The organism is Dactylosporangium sp. NPDC049742 (assembly GCF_040674675.1).
GTDB lineage: Bacteria > Actinomycetota > Actinomycetes > Mycobacteriales > Micromonosporaceae > Dactylosporangium > Dactylosporangium maewongense.
In genome coordinates, this window is sequence record NZ_JBFANF010000082.1 from 20,769 (window position 1) to 39,800 (window position 19,032).

Annotated in this window: 15 protein-coding genes; 2 read left to right on the forward strand and 13 right to left on the reverse strand. The window is 74.5% G+C overall.

Features of this window, described 5'->3' with window-relative positions; genetic code table 11:
* Positions 1–133: 133 nt before the first annotated feature.
* The 4 genes from AB0J72_RS52100 to AB0J72_RS52115 form a co-directional block, all read right to left on the reverse strand.
* Entirely contained in the window at positions 134–334 is a 201-nt protein-coding gene (locus AB0J72_RS52100) for a hypothetical protein (protein WP_363414429.1), read from the reverse strand.
* Positions 335–409: 75 nt separating this feature from the next.
* Positions 410–1,051 (reverse strand): hypothetical protein, encoded by a 642-nt coding sequence (locus tag AB0J72_RS52105; protein WP_363414432.1) that lies wholly within the window; start codon positions 1,049–1,051, stop codon positions 410–412.
* 16 nt (positions 1,052–1,067) lie between these two features.
* Complete coding sequence (locus tag AB0J72_RS52110) at positions 1,068–2,714, reverse strand: CHAT domain-containing protein (RefSeq protein ID WP_363414435.1); 1,647 nt, start codon at positions 2,712–2,714, stop codon at positions 1,068–1,070.
* 175 nt (positions 2,715–2,889) lie between these two features.
* Positions 2,890–3,903: a hypothetical protein gene (locus tag AB0J72_RS52115; protein WP_363414438.1), complete on the reverse strand. Its 1,014-nt coding sequence runs from the start codon at positions 3,901–3,903 to the stop codon at positions 2,890–2,892.
* 295 nt (positions 3,904–4,198) lie between these two features.
* Here AB0J72_RS52115 and AB0J72_RS52120 point away from each other — a divergent pair, with 295 nt between their 5' ends.
* Both AB0J72_RS52120 and AB0J72_RS52125 read left to right on the forward strand, forming a co-directional pair.
* Entirely contained in the window at positions 4,199–5,050 is an 852-nt protein-coding gene (locus tag AB0J72_RS52120; RefSeq protein WP_363414440.1) for a hypothetical protein, read from the forward strand.
* 98 nt (positions 5,051–5,148) lie between these two features.
* Positions 5,149–5,745, forward strand: coding sequence for a LuxR C-terminal-related transcriptional regulator (locus AB0J72_RS52125; protein WP_363414443.1), 597 nt, complete (start codon positions 5,149–5,151; stop codon positions 5,743–5,745).
* A 72-nt stretch (positions 5,746–5,817) separates the two neighbouring features.
* On the opposite strand, the gene AB0J72_RS52130 is transcribed toward AB0J72_RS52125, so the two are convergent.
* From AB0J72_RS52130 to AB0J72_RS52170, 9 genes are all read right to left on the reverse strand, one after another.
* A complete protein-coding gene (locus tag AB0J72_RS52130; RefSeq protein ID WP_344511402.1) occupies positions 5,818–6,054 on the reverse strand; it encodes a hypothetical protein in 237 nt (78 codons plus the stop codon).
* 49 nt (positions 6,055–6,103) lie between these two features.
* Positions 6,104–8,653, reverse strand: a complete 2,550-nt coding sequence (locus tag AB0J72_RS52135; protein ID WP_363414447.1) for a caspase family protein — start codon at positions 8,651–8,653, stop codon at positions 6,104–6,106.
* Between the two features lie 152 nt (positions 8,654–8,805).
* The gene (locus tag AB0J72_RS52140) at positions 8,806–11,817 is read right to left on the reverse strand and encodes an AAA family ATPase (protein ID WP_363414450.1); all 3,012 of its coding nucleotides are present in this window, start codon (positions 11,815–11,817) and stop codon (positions 8,806–8,808) included.
* A 139-nt stretch (positions 11,818–11,956) separates the two neighbouring features.
* Positions 11,957–12,136 (reverse strand): hypothetical protein, encoded by a 180-nt coding sequence (locus AB0J72_RS52145; protein ID WP_363414453.1) that lies wholly within the window; start codon positions 12,134–12,136, stop codon positions 11,957–11,959.
* Positions 12,137–12,249: 113 nt separating this feature from the next.
* On the reverse strand, positions 12,250–12,984 hold the full coding sequence (locus tag AB0J72_RS52150) for a protein DA1 (protein ID WP_363414456.1): 735 nt from the start codon (positions 12,982–12,984) through the stop codon (positions 12,250–12,252).
* On the reverse strand, positions 12,969–13,967 hold the full coding sequence (locus tag AB0J72_RS52155) for a protein kinase (protein WP_363414459.1): 999 nt from the start codon (positions 13,965–13,967) through the stop codon (positions 12,969–12,971). The genes AB0J72_RS52150 and AB0J72_RS52155 overlap by 16 nt, the downstream gene beginning before the upstream one ends.
* A gap of 4 nt (positions 13,968–13,971) precedes the next feature.
* A complete protein-coding gene (locus tag AB0J72_RS52160) occupies positions 13,972–15,714 on the reverse strand; it encodes a protein phosphatase 2C domain-containing protein (RefSeq protein ID WP_363414462.1) in 1,743 nt (580 codons plus the stop codon).
* Positions 15,711–16,421, reverse strand: a complete 711-nt coding sequence (locus AB0J72_RS52165; protein ID WP_363414465.1) for a VWA domain-containing protein — start codon at positions 16,419–16,421, stop codon at positions 15,711–15,713. Before AB0J72_RS52165 ends, AB0J72_RS52160 begins: the two co-directional genes overlap by 4 nt.
* Before the next feature lie 26 nt (positions 16,422–16,447).
* A complete protein-coding gene (locus tag AB0J72_RS52170) occupies positions 16,448–18,982 on the reverse strand; it encodes a hypothetical protein (protein WP_363414468.1) in 2,535 nt (844 codons plus the stop codon).
* Positions 18,983–19,032: the final 50 nt, after the last annotated feature.

The following is a 19,032-nucleotide window of genomic DNA, read 5'->3' on the forward strand; positions in this document are numbered from 1 at the left end:
GCACGTCTCCGCGACCGGTCGCGGTCGCATGTCCGTCAGTCAGGACGGATGGAGGGCACCTCGATGGAGGGGTTTTCTCGCAGGTACGGGCGGCGCGGACCACCCGGGCCGCGACGGGACGGCGGCGTGCCGGTTACGGCTGGGGGTCGCCCTGAGCGTCGTCCCGGGGCGCGCCGTCGGGGGCGTCGGCCTCCAGGGCGCGACGGCGGGACTCCAGGGTCCCGGCCACCGCTTCGGCGTCCGCGCCCGACGCCACGGCGTCGTCCCGCAGCGTGCCGAGCTCGGCCCGCAGGAGCTGGGCAAGCTGGTCGCGCTGCTGCGGTGACAGTTCCATGGCACACCGAGGTTAACAGCCACCGGCCCGGTGGGCAGACCGTAGCGGCGATTGACGGGGCGCCGCGGCCGTGGGTCAGGGCGGTGCGTCCGCCCGGAGCGCCCCGGCGGTGCGGGCGGGGGCGAGGGCGGCGGCGAGCCGGGCGGCGTACGGGCCGGCCGCCCCCACGAACGCGGGCGCCGCCGAGACGACGGTGGCGGCCGCGGGGTGACCGGCGGGCAGCAGCTCGGCCGCGGCCAGCAGGTGCCCGGCCGCGGTCACCCGGTCGGCGTCGCCGGCGCCTGGCTGCAGCCGGGCGCGCAGCAGGTGGGCCACGGCGAGGACGAGCCGGTCGACGCCCGCCGTGGCGGGGTCCGTGTCCCCGGCGCCGTAGACGATGGTGGTCGCCAGGCCCACGAGCTCGTCGACGGCCCCGGCCGCGGGAGGCTCCGCGGCCGCCCTGACCAGCACGGCGGCCAGCACGTGCAGCGCGCCCGGCCCGTCCGCGGCCCGGTCCTGGGCCCGGTCCAGGGCCTGGTCCAGGGCATGGTCCGGGGCATGGTCCAGGGCATGGTCCGGGGCTTGACCTCGGGCCTGGGCTTCGGTGCTTGCCGCCTCCGTGGCGAGGGCCGACACCGTGTCCAGCAGGACGAACCGCAGCGCGTCGAGGTCGAGCGGCGCGGCTGCCGGGGCGGCGAGCCGGGCGCGCAGGGTCGTGGGGTCCGTCGGGGTGTCCATCGCGCCGCCGCCCCCGTCAGTGTCCGCTGTGGATGAATCCGGCCCAGGCCACGACCCGCGCCGGGTCCGTGCCGGCCAGCTGGCGGGCCAGTTCCTCCGGCATCGCCGGCGGGACCTCGCGCCGGGGGTCGAGCATCCACAGCTGCGCGCGGCGCAGCGCGTCCCACGCCGGGCGGCGCTCGGCCATGAGGTGGTGGTGGAACATGTACACGAGGACGGAGGTGTCCTGGTCGGGGGCGCTCCACTGGGTGGACAGCACGGTGCGGACCCCGGCGGCGAGGAACGCGGCGCCGAGGCCGAACGCCGCGTCGTGGCCGCGCCCGGCGACGCCCGTGCGGCAGGCGGCCAGGACGACGAGGCCGATGGCCCGGTCCGGCACCTTCGCCAGCAGCGCGACGAGCTCCTCGGCGGTGAGCCGCCCGTCCGGCCCGGCGAGCAACAGGTGTGAGGCGGTGTCGCCGGCCGCCGGCTGGCTGACCCCGTGGCAGGCGAGGTGCAGCATCGCCCCGGCGCCGGGCCGGCCGGTGGTCAGCCAGTCGCGCACCTCGGCGGCGGTGCCGGCACCCGACGTGCTGGTCGTGCCGTCGGGGCGGCGGCCGACGTAGCGGGCGCCGGGGTAGAACGAACGGTGGACGGCCTCGGCCCCGGTCCGCGCCGCGACCAGGTCGGTGGTCCCCTCCCCGGTCCGCGGGTCGGCGACGACGAGGCCGACGGGCAGGAGCGGCACCGGAGACGCCGCCGCCGACCGGCACAGCATCCGCGCCGAGACGGTCTGCGAGAACGCCACGAGCCGCACGGCACGGGTCCCGTCGCCGCGCCGCGCCGCCTGCCACGGCACCCGGGCGAGGTCGCTCACCGACACGAGCACCACCCGCGGCGGCCGCCCACCGGCCGCCGGCGGCAGGGTCGGCAGGAACCGCTCCACGAGCGGTCCGACGGCGGCCCCCCAGGCCCAGTCGCACAGCGCGTCGAGGCTCCCCGCGACGGCCTCACCGTCCGGCGCCTCACCGCCCGGCGCAGCGCCGTCCAGGCCCGGCGCGGAGACCGCGGCGAGCAGACGTTCGACGCCGACGTCGGGGACCAGGTCCGGCAGCGCCATCAGGCCCGGCGGACCGACGGCCGGCACCATGACCGCCCAGCCGTGCATCCGGCCGACGCCGGGTGTCTGGTCGGTGCCGGGCACGAGGTAGACGAGCGCGTCGGTGTCCAGGGCCGCGAGGGCGGCGCGGATGTCGGGCAGTCCCGGCGGGTCGAGCAGGCCGGCGAGCGCCGGGTCGCCGCCGTCCTCGTCCTCGGACAGCGCGGCCAGAGCGGCGGTGCGCAGGTCGGCGGGGATGTCCCCGGCGCCGCCGGTGACCATCCGCCAGCGGGTGGCGAGTCCCGGCCGCCCGGCCCGGTCGAGCCGGGCGGCGACGTCGGCGAACTCGGTGGCGGCGAAGAGCGCGAGCCCCCGCCCGACGTCGAGCGCCCGCACGGCCCCGGCGAGGTCGTCACCCGCGAGACAGCGCCGGGCGATCTCCAGCACACTGCCGGCGGCGGCGCGGGCGGCGGCCCGGGCGGCGGCCGCGTCGCGCTGCAGGACCACGTCCCAGGCACAGCGGCGCAGCCCCGCCGGCACAGCGCCGCGCGCGAGGGCGAACCCGGCGTCCAGCGGGTCGTGCATGCCGTCCTCCTCCATGAGTCCCGGCAGCTGGGTCGGGCCGCCATCTCCACCACGCGACGAACCGGCCGCGCCGCCTTCACCGCACACCGCCCGATGGCCGGTCAGCCGCGGGTGGAGGGCGTGTTCCGGCTGCGGTGCGGCCGGGGTCCGGCCGCACCGCCGCGGGTGGTACGGGTCACGCCTGGAGGTCGATGCCGAGGATGTCCAGGACCGCCCTGGTGATGCGGGCCATCGCCGTCTCGTCGGCGAGCAGGAGCGTGATCCGCTCGCCGGGGTCCGCGCCGGTGCCGGGGACCAGGTCCAGGTCCTCGACGCCGCTGCCGGAGCGGAAGGTCAGGTCCAGGACGATGCCGACCGCCTCGACCGGGTCCTGGCCGGCCCTGATCCGGCGGTCGATCGCCTGGACCGCGGCCGCCGCCAGCTCGGCGAGCCGGGTTTCGTCGTTGTCGTGGCGCTCGCTGAGGGCCAGGTGCGGCTGCTCGAACAGGGCGGCCGAGTCGGGGTCCGAGCGGGGCGATGGCGTCACAGGTGCCTGCTTTCTGCCGAGCGGGCGCTCGACGAAGTTCGCGTACCACGTCGTGCTCTGCCGCATCGCCGCGAGGACGGTCTCCACGTCCGCCGCGACCGCCCGCTCGCTGCCGAGCGGCTCCCCCGTGACCTTCGAGCGCAGCTCGGCCCACGCGCTCAGCGGCCAGAGGCCGGTGCCGGCCGTGGCCGAGACGCCGACCCAGACGAGGATCTCGATGGCCAGCGCCGAGTGCCACGGGTCGTGGTGCAGCGCCGCGGCGAGCCAGGCGGGCATCCTCGGGCGCTGGAGCGCCCCGACGGCGCCCCTGCGGCGGCGATGGCCGTCGACGGTCGCGGGGGTGAGCCGGCGGACGATCCAGCCCTCGAGGTTGTGGATCGGCACCTTCGCGTTGCGGAGGAGGTCCTCCATGACCGCCTCGACGTCGTCCTGGAAACGATCGAGGCAGTCGGGGCGCAGCCCGGCGATCGACGCGGCACACGTCGGATGTCCGCGCTGCAGCTCGAAGCGCCGGGTGTGCTGTTCGAAGACGAGCGGCCAGACGACGTCGTAGGCGCCGGCCGTGAGGGCGGTGTAGTCGTTGCTGCCGATGGTGTCGCTCGCCCGGTGCGCCAGCTCGCCGACGCGGGCGAGATCGCGCACCGTTTCCGTCGATTCGGGCACCTCAGAATCCTTTCGCCTGCTAATGCTGCAACAGTGCCCGAGCGCCCCCGCACCGGAAAAGACCATTACGCAAAAGATCCCACTACCCGCATCCAATGACGTTCCTTCGGCTTTCTGCCGTCCGTCGATCGGTCGGGTCCCGGCACCCGATATCCCGACCCTTTCATTGGACAAAGACTGGCCAAGTTCTGCGCAATAGTGCGGACATTGAAGAGTGACGTGGTCTGAGCGGCGGAATGGGGGCTTACGCTGGCGCCCGTCGAATCTTCGCGGGAGCAGTTCGAGAGGGGGACCGGTGTCCGCAGAGGACGATCTCGTGCGCGAGCTGGTGCGAGTCCGCCGGGGGTGGGGGCTGGACAGCCACGACCTGCGGGGCCGGGTCGGCGAGCGGCTGGCCGCGCTGTGCGGTGTCGAGCCGACCGACAGCGACCGCGACATCCGCGACCGGCTGCTCACCTGGCTGGGCTCGCACGTCGTGGACCTCCCGGCGGAGCTGGCCCGCACGACCGCGGTGGCGTTCGCGCTGGAGCGCGACGTCCAGCACCGGCACCTCACCCAGCGGGTCGAGTGGCTGGCCCGGGAGCAGTCGTGCGCGCCGCGGACGGTACGCCGGCGGATGGACCACGCGCTGCGCCTGGTCGTCCGGGCCGCCCTGAACCGGCAGGAGCACCGGGGGACGGCCGACCGGCAGCTGCGCTCGCTGCGCGCCGTGCTGCACCTGGGCGACGGCACGCTCCAGCTGCACGAGGCGTGCGAGACCGTCGACGTCACCGCGCCCGCGAGCCGCCGTCCGGCGAGGCTGCCCGCCACGCACGAGTCGTGGCTGTCGCAGGGCAGGACCGGCTCGCACTACACGGTGGTGCCGCTGGTGCCCTGTGCGCGGTTCGAGGTCGAGGTGCGCCTGTCGCCCGGCACCCACCTGCGCATCCACCGGCTGGAGGCGGCACCCCCGGGCAGCGCCGGCGAGGAGCCCCCGGCCCTGGAGACCGCCGGCGCCGCCGTACACGCGGAACAGGACGGGCAGAGCGGGCAGGACGGGCGCCGCGGGCTGCGGCTGGTCTTCGACGACCTGGTGCCCAGGCACGGCTACGGGCTGGTGTGGACCGGCGGTGACCACGTCCCGTCCCCCTCTCCCCCGATGGACTAGTCATCGCGTTCCGGCGCCTAGTCAACGTTGCCGATATCGATCGTCTCCGCAGGTCGAGAGGCTTCTTGCGTACCTCTCGAGCGACGAGGAGCACGCAGATGACGACCCTTCGACCGACCTTCGAACCGGAGCCGGAGCCTCTGCACGCGGTGCTGGCCCGGCTCGTGCACCACGTGCTGAACGGCCCCGTCGCGCCCACCACCCGGCGGCTGCTGCACACCGCGTCCGGCGGCGACCCCCAGCTGCTGCGGGCCCTGGTGACGACCGCCCTGGCCGACGGCACCCTGGTGTGGCAGTCGGGGCGGTGGCGCTGGGCCCCGGACCTGTCGCAGGCGAGCCGGACGACCGGCCTGATCGAGGCCAGGGCGTTCACCATGAAGCCCGACCAGCTGGCCGCCCTGCGGACCCTCACCGCCACCGGCGCCGAGCCGTTCGCGGCCGTCACCCAGGCGCTGGGCGACCGCACCGACCCCGGCGACGCCGCCGACGAGACCCGGCTGACCCGCCGCGAGCGGGAGGTCCTCACGATGCTGGGCAGCGGCCTGAGCACCAGGGGCATCGCCCAGCGGCTGTGCCTGTCGCAGCGGACCGTGGCCAAGCACCAGGAGAAGGTGTACCGCAAGCTGGGCACCTCCGACCGGCTGACCACCGTCCTGCGGGCGCAGCGGCTGGGCCTGCTGAAACCCGGTGCCTGAGCCGTCACGCAGGCAGGGCCCGGACGCCGCACCCGGCGTCCGGGCCTCAGGAGCGCAGCGGCTCCGGGAGCCTCAGGAGATCTCGCTCGGCCTGGTGTCGCGGTCCAGCTCGTCGCCGTCCACGACGACGACCTCGGCGACGCGGCCGTTGAGGTACACGGTGACCGGCCGCTCCTCCTTGTCCAGCAGGGCCAGCCGGGCGGTGGTGGCGCTCTCCATCGCGGACTGGACGTTCTGGACGACGGAGGTGAACTGGTCGGCGTGGATGCCGTACTCGTGCTGGCCGATGACGATCCGCTTGGTGCCCATGACGGTCTTCCTCTCAGAAGGTGGTGCGTTGCGATGGACGCCGGGCAGGTCAGGCGACTGCCTCGACGGTGAACGAGAACGAGAAGTCCTGCGCGCGGCGCAGGGTCCCGTCGGCCGGGTGCCGCCCCGCGCCGAACCCTTCGTGGGCCAGCAGGGAGGTCCGGTAGAGCCCGATGCTGTCGCCGACGGCCCGGCGCAGCAGCTTGTAGGCGACGTTGACGACGACGGCCCCGGCACCGATCGCGGCGACCGCCAGGGCCGCCTGCGGCGCGGCCAGGGCGAGGCCGGCCAGGGTCGTCGCCGCGCCCTGCACCTCGGGGTCGCCGAGCTCGGCGCGCATCATGTCGCTGAGCTCGAGACTTCCGGCCGAGTCGCGGGACACGAAGACCGCGATGTCGAGGAAGTCGGTCGCCGGCCCGTGGTAGACCAGCAGCTTGTCCAGCGGCAGCCGGTCGCCGTCGCGGACGTTGGCGAAGCGCTGGGTCTGCGCGGTGTAGACCGGCGTGCCCGGGTGCGATCCGCCGGTCAGGACCACGGCGTCGACCCGGACGTCGGCGCCGAACAGGGCCCGGTTGCGGTGCACGACCAGCTCGCCGAGGCGGACGGCCACCCGTTCGGGCGCCGCGCCGCGCGCGGTGAACGACGGCGTGAGCAGTCGCGCCGCCGGGTCCGGACGGTCGTCGATCGCAAAGGTGACCTCCTCGGCCACCGGTGCGGGCACCGGGCTCAGGTCGAAATCGATGAAGCGGACGGTGTACTGGATCTGCGGGCCGGACGACATCACCATGTCGCGCGTGCCCCCTACAGCGATCTGACGGACAAGCTGTTCGAGCGGCGACGGCCAGTGGCCCTTCCGGTTGGTGTACGCGGCGCCCTGCTCCAGCACGGACAGGTCCTGCGGGCGGTCCGACGCCACGACGACGAGGCTCTCCGGGCGCACCGCGCTCGGGTCCAGCCCGTCGGACCAGCTCAGCTGTACCCCCTCCAGCCGCCCCGTCATGTCGTCGAGGCCGAAGAGGTAGAACTGCCCCGGGTCGAGGCGGATGCCCGACGGGCTGAACCTGGTCTGCAGGGTGATCGCGCCGCCGACGCCGATGTCGACGAGCGCGACGTAGACCGTCCGCTCGCCGCTGTTGCCGATCCGGACGAAGACCCGCTCGTCGCGGTACAACACCTCCCCGGTGTGGCGCAGCGGCTGCTCGGCGCCGTCCACGACGCGGCCCCACTCCAGGCTGATTTGCGCGTCCAGGGCGAACCTGGGGTCGTCGTGCAGCTCGCGCAGCCGGGCCGCGCGGGCGAGCCGCACCAGGTCGATCTTGACCAGGCCGGCCTGCGCGCCGCCGGCCGGGCGGGGCGGGTGCAGCGGGCCGACCCGGTCGCGCAGCGCCATGCCGCCTTCGCCGTCGAGGACGACGTCCGCGACGGTGGCCTCGCCCGGCTCCGCCGGTCGCAGCAGGGGCGTCGTGCCGACGGCCAGGCGGAGCTCATCGGCCCGCGGGTCGTCGGGGATCCCGACCGGCAGGCTCGGCTCGGACGAGCGGGTCTGGAACGCCCGGGCGCCGGGTGGCACGGCGGTCCACGTGCCGGCGAAGGTCAGGTGGGCGTGCACCTCCAGGGAGCCGACCCGGTCGACGACCGCCGTCCCGACCGCGTGGGCCGGGTCGGCCTCCACCGCCCCGGCCGGCATGACCGCGAACTCGTCGCCGAGCCGGATCCCGAGCAGCGGCGCGACCTGCAGCGAGATCCGCTCCGGGTTGGCGCCCGGCACGACCCGCAGCGCGCCGGCCGCGTCCGGGACCCGGGTGGAGAAGATCACCCGGTCGGCGGCGACCCCCTCGGCCTCGGGCCGCTGCGCCGGGGCGAGCGCGAGGACCTCCCGGCGCACCCGGTCCATCAGCGACGACCAGGTCACCGGCAGGTCACCGGCGTCGCGCAGCGCCCGGACGAACGCGTCGGTGAACATGCCCGTCCGCACGCCGTGGGCGTTCGTGTACTCGTACGCGGCCTCCTCCGGCGCGCAGGCGACCAGCCGCACCGCGAGGTCGCTGCCCAGGATGTCCCTGGGGAGCCCGCCGAGGCGCTTGAACCTGTCGAGCTCCTCGGCGACGTGCTCCTCGGCCCACTCGTACGGGTAGTGCAGGGCCTTGACCCTGAAGTCGTCGCGCGACACCAGCGCGGAGTGGCACGCGTCGATCATGACCGCGACGTTGTCCGTCTTCCCGGTGAGCAGCGCGAGCAGGCTCGACAGGGTGGCCGCCGTGATGCCCCGGAAGTCGCCCTCGGTCGACTTCTCCAGGTCGTTCGGCACGATGAACTGCACCGAGGGCCGGCCCTGCCGCGACGGGTGCCGCTCGTCCGGCGGGGCGAGCAGCCGCCCGCCGTGCCCGCTGTAGTAGACGAAGACCGAGTCGCCGGCGCCGGTCTGGGCGATCAGCTGCTCGTAGGCGTCGAGAATCCCGGCCCGCGAGGCCGCTTCCCCGGTGCACCGTTGAATGGTGAATTCTCGCCGCGAGAGCGCGTCGGCGATCGCGTCGACGTCGTTTTCAACTCCGGCGAGCCCGTTGGTCTGCGCGCCGATCAGCAATGCCTTCCGCGCCACAACGCCCCCTCAGCAAGGTGGGTGAAGAAATCCACCCCGGACGTTATTGGCTGCGCGGTGCGGCAGTCACTAGCCGACGACTACGTTGGTTCACGTATTGCGCAGGACCGCCCTTGTGGGCAAGCGCTTCCGGTATCGGGCGACACCGACTCCTACGAATCGGCGAACAACTGCAGCCGTTGTGCCGCCATCGCGGCCATCTGCCGGTTCTCGACATCCGCTTTCCGAAGGATGCTGCCGACATGGACCGCCACGGTCCGCTCGGCGATACCCAGCCTCCTGGCGATCTTCCGGTTGGTGTCGCCGGCGGTCAGCAGTTCGAGCACCTCCATCTCCCGGCCGGTCAGCCCCCAGGGGACCGCCGGTCGCCGCTGCTGCGGAATGGCCGCCTGCGGCGGGACGTCGGACGTCTCGGCCGGCCGCACCGGCTCCAGCTCGACGCCGGCCGCGCCGGCCAGCTCCTCGACCGCCCGCAGCAGCGGTTTCGCCGACAGCTCGCGGGCCAGCCCGTACGCGTCGCCGGCGCAGTGGGTCACCGTCTCCTTCGGGCCAGTGCGCACCGCCGCCTCGGCCGCGCGCCACAGGGCGTAGGCGCGGTGGTACGGCCGCTCCAGCCGGGCCCAGCCGGCGGCGACCCGCTCCCACTGCCCGGCGGTGGCGGCGGACCGCGCCCGGTCCAGCTCCGCCCGGCACTGCGCCGACAGGACGTCGACCTCCGACCCCGGCTCGGCCGGCCGGGCCCGGTCGAGCAGCGGCTCCAGCGCCGCCAGCCGCCCGGCGAGCGCCTCCTGGTGCCGCTGCCGCCCCTCGCTGCGCGGCACGTCGGCGGCCGCCCGCAGCGCGCTCGCCAGGAACCGCAGCAGCGACAGCACGTGCTCCGTGCCCTTGAGCAGGTCGATCCAGCGGTCGACGGCCTCGGCCGCGGCGTCGTGCTCCCGCTGCCAGAGCGCCAGGTCGATGAGGCAGCAGGCGAGCGGGCTGAGGAACCGGGGGTCCGTGCCGGCGTCGGCCCGCAGGTCCCGGAGCAGCTCGGCGGCGCGGCCGAACCGGCCGCGGGCGACGTGGATCTCGGCGAGGGTGAGCCGCGGGTACCGGGTCTCCCGCACCGGCCGATCGCGGATCGCCCCGGTCAGCAGCGACTCGGCCTCGTCCCACCGGCCGAGCATGACCAGCGTGGTGCTGACGTTGTTGGCCAGCACCCGGGTGCTCTTGGTCTGCAGCCCGGCCGCCTCGCAGCGGTCGAGCTCGTCCAGCGCGACCGCCGCCGACTCGGCCAGCCGGCCGGCGTGCTCCAGGGCGACGGTCAGGTTCCCGTACGCCCGGTGCAGGTCCTCGAGCTGGCTGACCTCCTTGGCGATCGCGACGGCGGAGAGCAGGTCCGGGATGCCCTGGTCGGGCTCGTCGAGCAGGGTCAGTGCCACCCCGACGGTGTTGAGGGCGCGCCCCTCCTCGGCCCGCGCCCCCGCCTTGCGGGCGTGCCCGACGGCGGTGCGGGCCGCCGCCAGCCCGTCCCGGTAGTGCCCGGACTGCAGCTGGACGGTCGCGAGCGCGGCGAGCACGCGGGCCTTCGCCGCGCTGGGCGGCTCCAGCGGCAGGAGGGTGTCGGCCCGGCGGTAGGCGACCACCGACGCCTCGTTGTCGCCCTGCTCCCACAGGTACCGGCCGAGCCGCTCCTGCAGCTCCCCGGCGCGCACGGGCCGCCCGCCCGCGTCGACCCCGTCGATCGCGCGGCGCAGCAGCTGGAGGGCCTTGTCGAGGTCACCGGCCCAGCGGGCGGCCTCGGCGGCGGAGGCGAGCAGCCGGTCCTCGGTCGTGCCGGCGACCGCGGGCGCGTCCGGGACCAGCTGCCAGAGCCGGTCCAGCACCCGCTCGTAGTGGCGCTGCGCGACCCGGAACGCCTGGCTGCGCTCGGCCTCCGCGGCCGCGGCGAGCGCCGCCCGCAGCGCCTGCGGCCAGCGGCGGGCCTCGAACCAGTGGTGGGCCAGCGTCGCGGCCGGGTTGCCCTCGGCGGCGAGTGACGGGTCGGCGGTGAGCGCCTCGGCGAGCAGGGCGTGCAGCTCGCGCAGGTGCCCGGGGCCGAGGTCGTCGAGGACCACCTGGCGCAGCAGCGCGTGGCGGAAGTCGTACGTCAGCCGCTGCGGGTCCAGCTGCAGGATCTGCCGGTCGTCGCAGACCCGCAGCGCGTTGTCGAGCACGCGGGGACGCAGGTCGCAGACCGTCGCCAGCAGGTCGTAGCCGACGGGCTGGCCGGCCACGGCGTCGGCGTCGACGACGTTCCTGGCGTCCTCGCCGAGCGGGTGCAGCCGCGACTGCAGCAGGTGCTCCAGCGAGTGCGGCAGCTGCCCCGCGGACGGGTCGGTGAGCCGGCCGTCGACGATGAGCTCCTCGGCGAAGAACGCGTTGCCGCCGGTGAGCCGGTGGTACTGCCGCACGACGGCCGGCTCGAGCTCCTCGGCGACGGACGCGCCGAGCAGCTCGCCGAGCTCGGTCTCGGTGAAGGCGGGCAGCCTGATGTGCTCCACCCGCGCCCACGTGGTCTCCGCCAGCAGCGCCATCAGCCGGCTGCCCTCGATGTCCCGGCCGGGCCGGTAGCTGAAGACGAACAGCACCCGCTCGTCCGTGCGGTACTGCACCAGGTACGACACCAGGTCGAGGGTCGACGGGTCCGCCCAGTGCAGGTCCTCGAAGACGAGGATGGTGGGGCCGTTCGCGCCGAGATGGTCGAGCATGCGCAGGACCGCGCCGAAGACCCGCATCTGCGACACGGGCTCGGCGGCGGCGCCGATCGCCGGTCCGCCGCCCGGCAGGCCGGCGATCAGCTTGGTCAGCTCGGTGTACGCCGGGCCGCCGTACCTCGTCACGTAGTCGTCGCCGTGCGCCCGCACGAGCCGCCGGATCGCGTCGACCAGCGGCGCGTACGGCACGCCGACGCCGAGGTTGACGCACGCCCCCGACAGCACGTGCAGCCGGCCCGCCGGCCCCGCGGCGGTGACGGCCTCCGCGGTGAACTCGCTGATGAGCCGGCTCTTGCCGATGCCCGCCTCGCCGGCGATCAGGACGGTGCCGGTGCCGGCGGCACGGCCGGCGTCACGCAGGAGATGCCGGAGCCGGTCGAGCTCCGTGCGACGCCCGACGAACGCGCGGGCCGTCCGATCGCCTGCCATTGCGACATCGTGCCTCCGCCACCGGCCGATGTCAGCCGGGGCCGTGCCGAGTTCCCCCTCGGACGCCGCACGTCGAACCGAAGCGGTGGCGCCCGATAGCGACACGGACGGCAGAAGCCAGGAGAACGGAGGGTGGCGATCAACCCCGGTCGTCGTTGACGGCGCTGAGCCGCTCGGCGACGATCGTGCAGAGCTCGGCCGGGTCGGCCCCGGCCGCGACGGCGGCGCCCCAGGCGGCGGCGAGCTCGCCGGCGAGCAGCCCGGTCAGCCGGCACTGCGCGGTGCAGGGCAGGCCGCCGTCGGTCTCGTTGTCACACATGTCGATCTCCGGTCGCTGCTTGTGCGCCAGGGCCGGGCGACCGGCCGAAGCTCGCTGTCCGTGTGCCCGGATCCGCTGGGTCGGGGATGGGTCACACGCGTGGTCATGGCCGTTCACCGCAAGCCTCCTGTTGTCAGCAACCGGTCGAGGACGGTGGCGACGCCGTGCCGCCGCACCGCCTGGTGCACCGTGCGGAACCCGCCGCCGTAGACCGGGTCGGGGTTGGTGCTGAGCCGGCTGCGCAGCTCCAGCGCCATAGGGGTGCCGTGCCGCCGCAGCCACGCGTAGGCGAAGAGCTCGCACAGGCCCTCCTCGATCACGTCGTCGACCGGCGCCCGGCCGCGCAGCGCGAGCCAGGCGTGGCCGATCTCATGGGCGACCGCCCGGCCGAAGTAGGTCGGCGGCAGGCCCGCGACGATGCTGATCCCGGTCACCCGTGTCCCCTCCGCTGCGCCGGTCGTCTGTTCCGTGAGCCCGAGCAGGACCCCCGTCGTCACCAGCCCGGCGGTCGCCGCGGCCTCCTCCGGGCTGACGATGCGCACCCGCACGCGGTCCGGCAGCTCCAGCCCGATGTCCGTCATCTGCCGGCGTACCGACGGCAGGTGCAGCCTGGCGTCCTGCTGGGTCTCCACCGCGTCGGCGAGGCACGTCGGGCAGCGCATCATCCCGGCGGCGAAGGGCCGCCAGCCCCGCGGCGCCGGGTCGGCGTGGGTCAGGGCGCAGAACATGCACTCGGCCAGGACCGGGTGGGTGGCGCAGGTGACCTCGCCGTGCAGCGACTGCCGGTATGCCAGCACCGGCCGGCTCCCGCAGACGGTGCACACCGGCGCCACTACAGCGGCGTCCATCTGCCGGTCACCTTGTCCCGGACCCATCCCGTCGTCGATCTGATCGGCGGCTTCCCCGGTACGACCACCGGCGGGCGGGGCTGGGGCACCGTCCTCGCCGGGTCGGCCGCGGGTGGCGGCTTGCCGGTGAGCCGGTAGCGGAAGTAGTAGCCCCAGTCCTCGATGGGCGGGCGGGCGGCGGGCACCTCGCTCAGGGTGGCCCGCAGCAGCCGCCGGCCGTCGTCGTCGAGCGCCGCGTCGGCCCGCGCCGGGTCGCGGGTCGTGGACTGCTGGTCGCCGCTGCTGAAGACGCGCAGGACGAACAGGCCGAACTTGTAGCAGTCGGACTGGGTGGTCAGCCACCCCTCCGGCGCGTCCCAGTCGGGCGCGTCGAGCTGCGCGACCTCCGCCATGGTGCCCTTCTTCCGGACGCCGTCGCAGTCGACGAGCATCACCGACGGGTGCCCGCCGAGCCGGAACAGCTCGTTGCGGGCGTTGAGGTCGCCGAAGACCAGGTCCTTGGCGTGCAGCCAGTTCAGCGCGGCGGCCAGGTCGCGGCAGATCGTCAGGCGCTGCTCCACCGTGACGACCGGCATCCCGACCAGCGCCGCCCGCTGCGGCGGCACCAGCAGGTTCTGCACCTCCCGCGTCGACGTCTTCTTGGCGCCCGTGCCGGGCAGGGTGCGCAGCTGCATGAACGACGGGTCGATCAGCGGCATGATCACCCCGCTGACCTGCTGGCCGTTCTCCACGACCCGCAGCGGCCAGGCGGTGAAGCCGTCCAGCTTGGCGCGGCCGGCCGGCTCCAGCCCGTTGCGGAACTTGACCAGCTGCCGCGGTCCCTGCCGGGCCTTGGACTCCGGCTTGTACTCCTTGTAGACCAGCGGGCCGGGCGCGTCGGGGAGCCGCAGGTGCGGTGCCTCGTACACCCTGGCCTGCCCGCCCGTGCCCAGCAACTGGCCGAGCGCGCCGAGCTGGCCCACGGTGACGACTTCGTCGGCCACCGCGTCACACGGCCCAGATCGCGACGGCGGTGCGATCGTCGTCGTGGGTCTTGCGGGCGAAGTCGACCTGCGCGGCGAACTGCAGCGGCGCCGGCGGCTCCCGCCACGCCTCGGCCAGGAACCTGCCGACGGTGCGGGTGCCGTCCTCCAGCGGGTCGCCGAGCCCGTCACTCATGAGCACCACGACGTCGCCCTTCTGGACCTTGGTGGTGATGGCTCTCCCGGCGGGCGGCCGGCTGAGCGGCAGCGCCTGCGTCACGGAGGTGGCCGCGCCCTCCCCGCTGTTCTTGGTCTCGAACATCGGCTGCCAGTGCCCGTCGTCGCGCAGCACCCACGCCGAGGAGTCCCCGACGGCGTAGAAGTACGCGTCGACCTCCGGCTCCACGGGGCGCAGGTCGATCACCCCGAACAGTGCGGTGGCGGCCAGGTGCCGGGCGATCTCGCCGGCGTCCAGCTCCCCGCCGTCCGGTCCCGGCTCGACCAGCTTGTTGCCGAGCCGGACGATCTCGTCGCTGAGCTGCGTCACGATCTCCGGCCAGTCGATCTCGGCCGGGGGCTTGCGGGCCAGCGCGAGCGAGACGAGCTCGGCGCCGATCCGCGTGACGACGGTCGCCGCCTTGTGCGACAGCTTGCTGTTGGACACCCCGTCGGAGACGACGGCCACGAGGTGGCGGCGGTCGTCGGTGCAGCGGAACGCGTAGTCGTCCTGCCGGACCGTGCCGTTGTACCGGTGGCTGAGGCCGCGCACGCTGGCCGCGCGCAGCTGCAGGACCCGGCGGTCGGTGACGTCGTGGAGGTACACGCCGTCCAGGACGGTGTCGCGGCGGTCCCACTCGGCCGGGTCGGGCCGCGGCCGCACCCTCAGCGCGGCGGCACCCGGGTCCCCGACGGAGTACGGCGTGAACCCACCGACCCAGTCAGGCTCCGGCCCCCGGCCCGGCGACTGAGCCTGGGGTTGGACCTCGGCCCGCGGTTCGGGCTGCGGCTGAGGTTGGGGCTGCGGCTGAGGTTGGGGCTGCGGCTGGATCGGGGCCAGGGCCTTGGTCAGGGCCGGGGTCTGTGCCTGGACGGAGGTCCGCGCCGGGGTGTGCGCCTTCACCGGAGCCTGCGCCCGGGCGGACCCGTGCGCCGAGACCTGGGGGGCCCGGGCCGGGGACTGGAACGGGGGCTGGGCCTCGGTCTCCTGTTTCGCCGGTGACGGGCGGCGGGGGGTCGAGCGGCCCAGCGCGGCGTGCCCCTTGACGATGCGCCGGGCCGTGGCGACCGGATCCATCGGCGCGCCGTCCCAGTCGTGGCCCCGGTGGTACACCAGCCGGACGACGGCGAGCGGGTGCGCCGCGCTCAGCCCTTGCAGCGCAGACTCCCACTCGTCGTCCCCGGCCTGCGGCCCGTCGGCGAGCACCAGCAGCAGCGGCGGCTGCGCGGCGAGGCCGTCGGCCTGGAAGGTGGCCAGGTCCTCCTTCATCCACCCGGCGACCTTCTGGAAGGCGGCGCCGTAGGCCCGCTCCCCCTCGACGGTGAGGGGGAGCGAGTCGCTCGCGTGCGCCGGCTCGGCCCGCAGCAGGACGCGCCGCACGGTGCGGCCGAAGCCGACGGCGGTGAGCCGGACCCGCGACCCGAGGTCCGGCTCCTTCAGCACGCCGATGAACCCCTGGACGAACGCGTCGACCGAGTCCTGCTTCGACGGGTTCGCCGGCTCGGCGGCCAGGTCCACGAGCAGGTACAGCGGCAGCAGCTCCGGGCTCATACGAAGTCGTCCGGGTCGTACTGCTTGATGCCGGCCGGCAGGCTCGACTTCGGCGGCAGGATGGTGCCGGTGCCGCCGCCGGCGAGGCTCAACCCGGACTGGATCATGCTGGAGATCAGGATCTCGGCCACGCCGGTGATCGCCTTCGCCGGGTCGTGGCCGGGCTCCATCATGTACAGCGACATCGTCTTCGTGCCGGTCGACGGGTGGATGAGCGAGCCCATCACCTTGATGTCGGCCTGGTCGACGCCGCACGGGATGAAGTTCGGGTAGATCCGCGCGGACGTGAGGGCGGCGAACGCCCGCTCCCACACCTGCTTCTGGTCGGTGGGCTCGCCGTCGCTGATGAACCAGACCGCCGGCCGGTGCACGACGTACTGGTCGGCCTTCAGCTGCGCGACGTTGGCGTCGATCTCCCGCTGCAGGGTCTGGAACGCGGCGGCGTAGCTGGTGCCGCCGCGCACCGACAGCGCCGGCAGCGTGAGGTCGGGGTCGAGCAGGTCGCACAGCGGCAGCCGGACCTGCGCGTCGTCGGAGAAGTCGATGAGCCCGAAGCGCACCTTGTCCGACAGGATCGGGTTCTCCGCCAGCGCGTCGACGATCGCCGGCAGCATCCTGTTGGCGCTGTCGAGCTTGCTGCCCTGCATCGACAGCGACACGTCGACGACGAGGTAGAACGGCAGGAGCTTGGCTCCGGAGTGATCCATGGTGTTCCTCTCGGTCGGGTTGGGGATCAGGGGGCGCCACGGTCGGCGGACAGGCCGCTCACCGCGGTCGCCAGATCGGTCACGGCCCGCGCCTGGTCCTGCAGCCGCTCCAGCTCGGCGGCGACCCTGGCGTTGCCGCCGTCGAAGCGCTGCGGCCAGATGGACGACATGTCCTGCCGGCAGAGGTTCTCGTAGTCGCGTTCGCTGCGGTTGGTGCGGATGACGGTGTCGAAGAACCGGTCGGCGGCGGCGGCGAGGATCCGGGTCATCAGCCGCACCTCGTCCAGCAGCGCGGTCTCCAGCTCGACGACGCAGTGCTCGACGACGGCGGTCAGCTCGTCGTACAGCCCGTCGACGCCGGCCGCGGCCGTCTGCTGGAACGCGGCCCGCTGCGGCACGGCAGGGTCCGGGTGGCCGAACTGCCCGACGACGCGGGACACGCGCTTGCGCGACCCGTCCGGCATCACCACCCACTGGCTGCCGCCGGTCGGCGCGGCCTGCTGCGCCGGCACCGCCTGGGGCGGTGCGGCCTGGGGCGGTGCGGCCGGTGCGGCCTGGGGCGGCGCCGCGGAGCGCGGCACGGACCGCGGCGGCGGGGGCCACTGCGACGACGACGGCGGCGCGGACGGTGGCGCGGACGGCGCCACGACGGTGTCCCAGTGCACCTCGCGGACGATCGGCTGGGTGACCCGCAGCACGACGCTGCCGTAGTCCTTCTTCAGCTCGCACATCCGGTGCAGGGCGCCGGCGAGGATCCTCGCCTGCCGGTCACCGGCGGTGGCCCGCAGGTCGTGCAGGGCGTTCGGCCCGGCCGGCACCAGCTCCGGCGTCAACCGGCCGCGCAGCACCTCCGCCACGTCGTCCCACAGCTGCTGGACCGACGCGGCCAGCGACAGGTCGATCCCGCTGAAGATCTCCCCGATCCTGGTCCGCGCCCGGTAGTACTCGTCCTGCTTGGTCTCCAGCGGCCCGTGGACGAACTGGCCGTGGATCTTGGAGGTCCAGGTGGCCCGGTCGCCGTGCCCGAGCCCGCCGCGCGTCCAGGCCCGCGCCTCGCCGACCGCCTCGGCGATCGCCTCCGTCAGGGTCCGGCCGGCGTCGCCCGCGGCCAGCGCCGCGTCGTACCGGTCGACGAGCCGCGACAGGTCGTCGGCGAGGTCGTTGCGCAGCTCCTCGGCGAGGGTCCGGAACTCGTCCTCCCGGTTCGGCAGCAGCTGCGCCAGGTCCCGGCTGCTGCGCTGCACCTCGGCGGCGAACGCGGCGACCGCGCCGGCGACCCCGGACGCGACCGACACCGCCGCCCGGACCACCGCGCGGTCCATGTCCGCCAGCTTCGCCGCCAGGTGCCGCAGCAGCGGCTGCAGCAGCTCCTCGACGACCTCGTCGCGGACGGCGACGTCCGCGGTCAGCACGCGGATGTCGCGCTCCAGCGAGGCGTCCCGGACGCTCTTGACGGTGTTGTCGAAGTACTCGCCCTCCGGGTCGTTGGCCCGGTCGCGGTTGACGACGACCACGTAGTAGTCCTCGAGCGGCACGCCGCCGCGCGCGGAGTCGGCGAGGTTGCGGGTGTAGGAGTCCTCGGCCAGGTAGCTGGCGCCCTTGCGGTCGCCGCGCTTGACCATCACCAGCAGGTCGATCTCGTTCTTCACCTGCTGCAGGAACTGCCGGTCGATGTCCAGCCCGGCCTCGCCCGAGCCGGGCAGGTCGATCAGGCCCAGCCGCGTCGCCGTACCGTCGAGAAAGGACTGCTCGATCCGCACGCTGCGGACCGCGTGATAGGGCTGGACCTCCACCGGGTCGCCGGTCTCCTTGCGCGGATAGGCGATGTACGGCCGGAGCCGCTCGAACGGCACGGTGACCATGCGGTCCGGCCCGAGCAGCAGCGCCTCGTAGCTGGCCAGCGACCGGTGCGCGGCGTGCAGCTTGCGCAGGTAGTCGTCGGCCTTCGCGCCGGCGGCCTCGGCGCTGCCGGCGGCCGGGTAGCGGTAGTCGCGGAAGCCGGCGACGTCCTGCGGCACCGGCCCGAGACCGGCCTGGTCGTGCAGCGGGGCGAGGTACCCGTCCCGGAACGACGCCCAGGTGTGCAGCATCAGCGTCGCCGACGGCGTGCCCTCGGTGTGGTAGATGCTGCTGGCCGCCGCCGTCGTCGGGTTGAACCGCGTCGACGGCACCACCGTGTCCGGCAGGTTCGTGATCGTGCGCAGCAGCGTGCTCTTGCCGACCTTCGTCGCGCCGATCACGCCGATGTTGACGGTCTCCCGCCGCACCCGGGCGGCCGCCGCGTCGATCTGCCGGCCGGCGTCCACGATCCGCCCGCCCGTGCCGGCGAGCGCGCGCCCCTGCTGGAGCAGCCCGCCGACGTCGGCGATGATCCGCGCCCGCTCCGCGACGTCCTGCTCCCGCCGGACCGCCTGGTCGGCCGCCTCCAGCAGCCCGACGAGGCGGTCGAGCCCGCCGGTCATCGCCGCCCAGCCGACGCTGAGCCGGTCGACGAACGCCCGCTGGCCGCGCCGCCCGTTCAGCGCCTCATTGATCCGAAGGTGGATGTCGGTCTCGGCCACGCCCCAGCTCCTTCACTCGTCGCTCAAGGCTCACTTGACGGACAGCGCGG

What these genes read in the sequence shown, in the direction of transcription:
- AB0J72_RS52100 (WP_363414429.1), bottom strand. Translation starts at nt 334, where the DNA reads ATGGAACTGTCACCGCAGCAGCGCGACCAGCTTGCCCAGCTCCTGCGG.
- AB0J72_RS52105 (WP_363414432.1), bottom strand. Translation starts at nt 1,051, where the DNA reads ATGGACACCCCGACGGACCCCACGACCCTGCGCGCCCGGCTCGCCGCC.
- AB0J72_RS52110 (WP_363414435.1), bottom strand. Translation starts at nt 2,714, where the DNA reads ATGCACGACCCGCTGGACGCCGGGTTCGCCCTCGCGCGCGGCGCTGTG.
- AB0J72_RS52125 (WP_363414443.1), top strand. Translation starts at nt 5,149, where the DNA reads ATGACGACCCTTCGACCGACCTTCGAACCGGAGCCGGAGCCTCTGCAC.
- AB0J72_RS52130 (WP_344511402.1), bottom strand. Translation starts at nt 6,054, where the DNA reads ATGGGCACCAAGCGGATCGTCATCGGCCAGCACGAGTACGGCATCCAC.
- AB0J72_RS52140 (WP_363414450.1), bottom strand. Translation starts at nt 11,817, where the DNA reads ATGGCAGGCGATCGGACGGCCCGCGCGTTCGTCGGGCGTCGCACGGAG.
- AB0J72_RS52145 (WP_363414453.1), bottom strand. Translation starts at nt 12,136, where the DNA reads ATGTGTGACAACGAGACCGACGGCGGCCTGCCCTGCACCGCGCAGTGC.
- AB0J72_RS52150 (WP_363414456.1), bottom strand. Translation starts at nt 12,984, where the DNA reads ATGGACGCCGCTGTAGTGGCGCCGGTGTGCACCGTCTGCGGGAGCCGG.
- AB0J72_RS52160 (WP_363414462.1), bottom strand. Translation starts at nt 15,714, where the DNA reads ATGAGCCCGGAGCTGCTGCCGCTGTACCTGCTCGTGGACCTGGCCGCC.
- AB0J72_RS52165 (WP_363414465.1), bottom strand. Translation starts at nt 16,421, where the DNA reads ATGGATCACTCCGGAGCCAAGCTCCTGCCGTTCTACCTCGTCGTCGAC.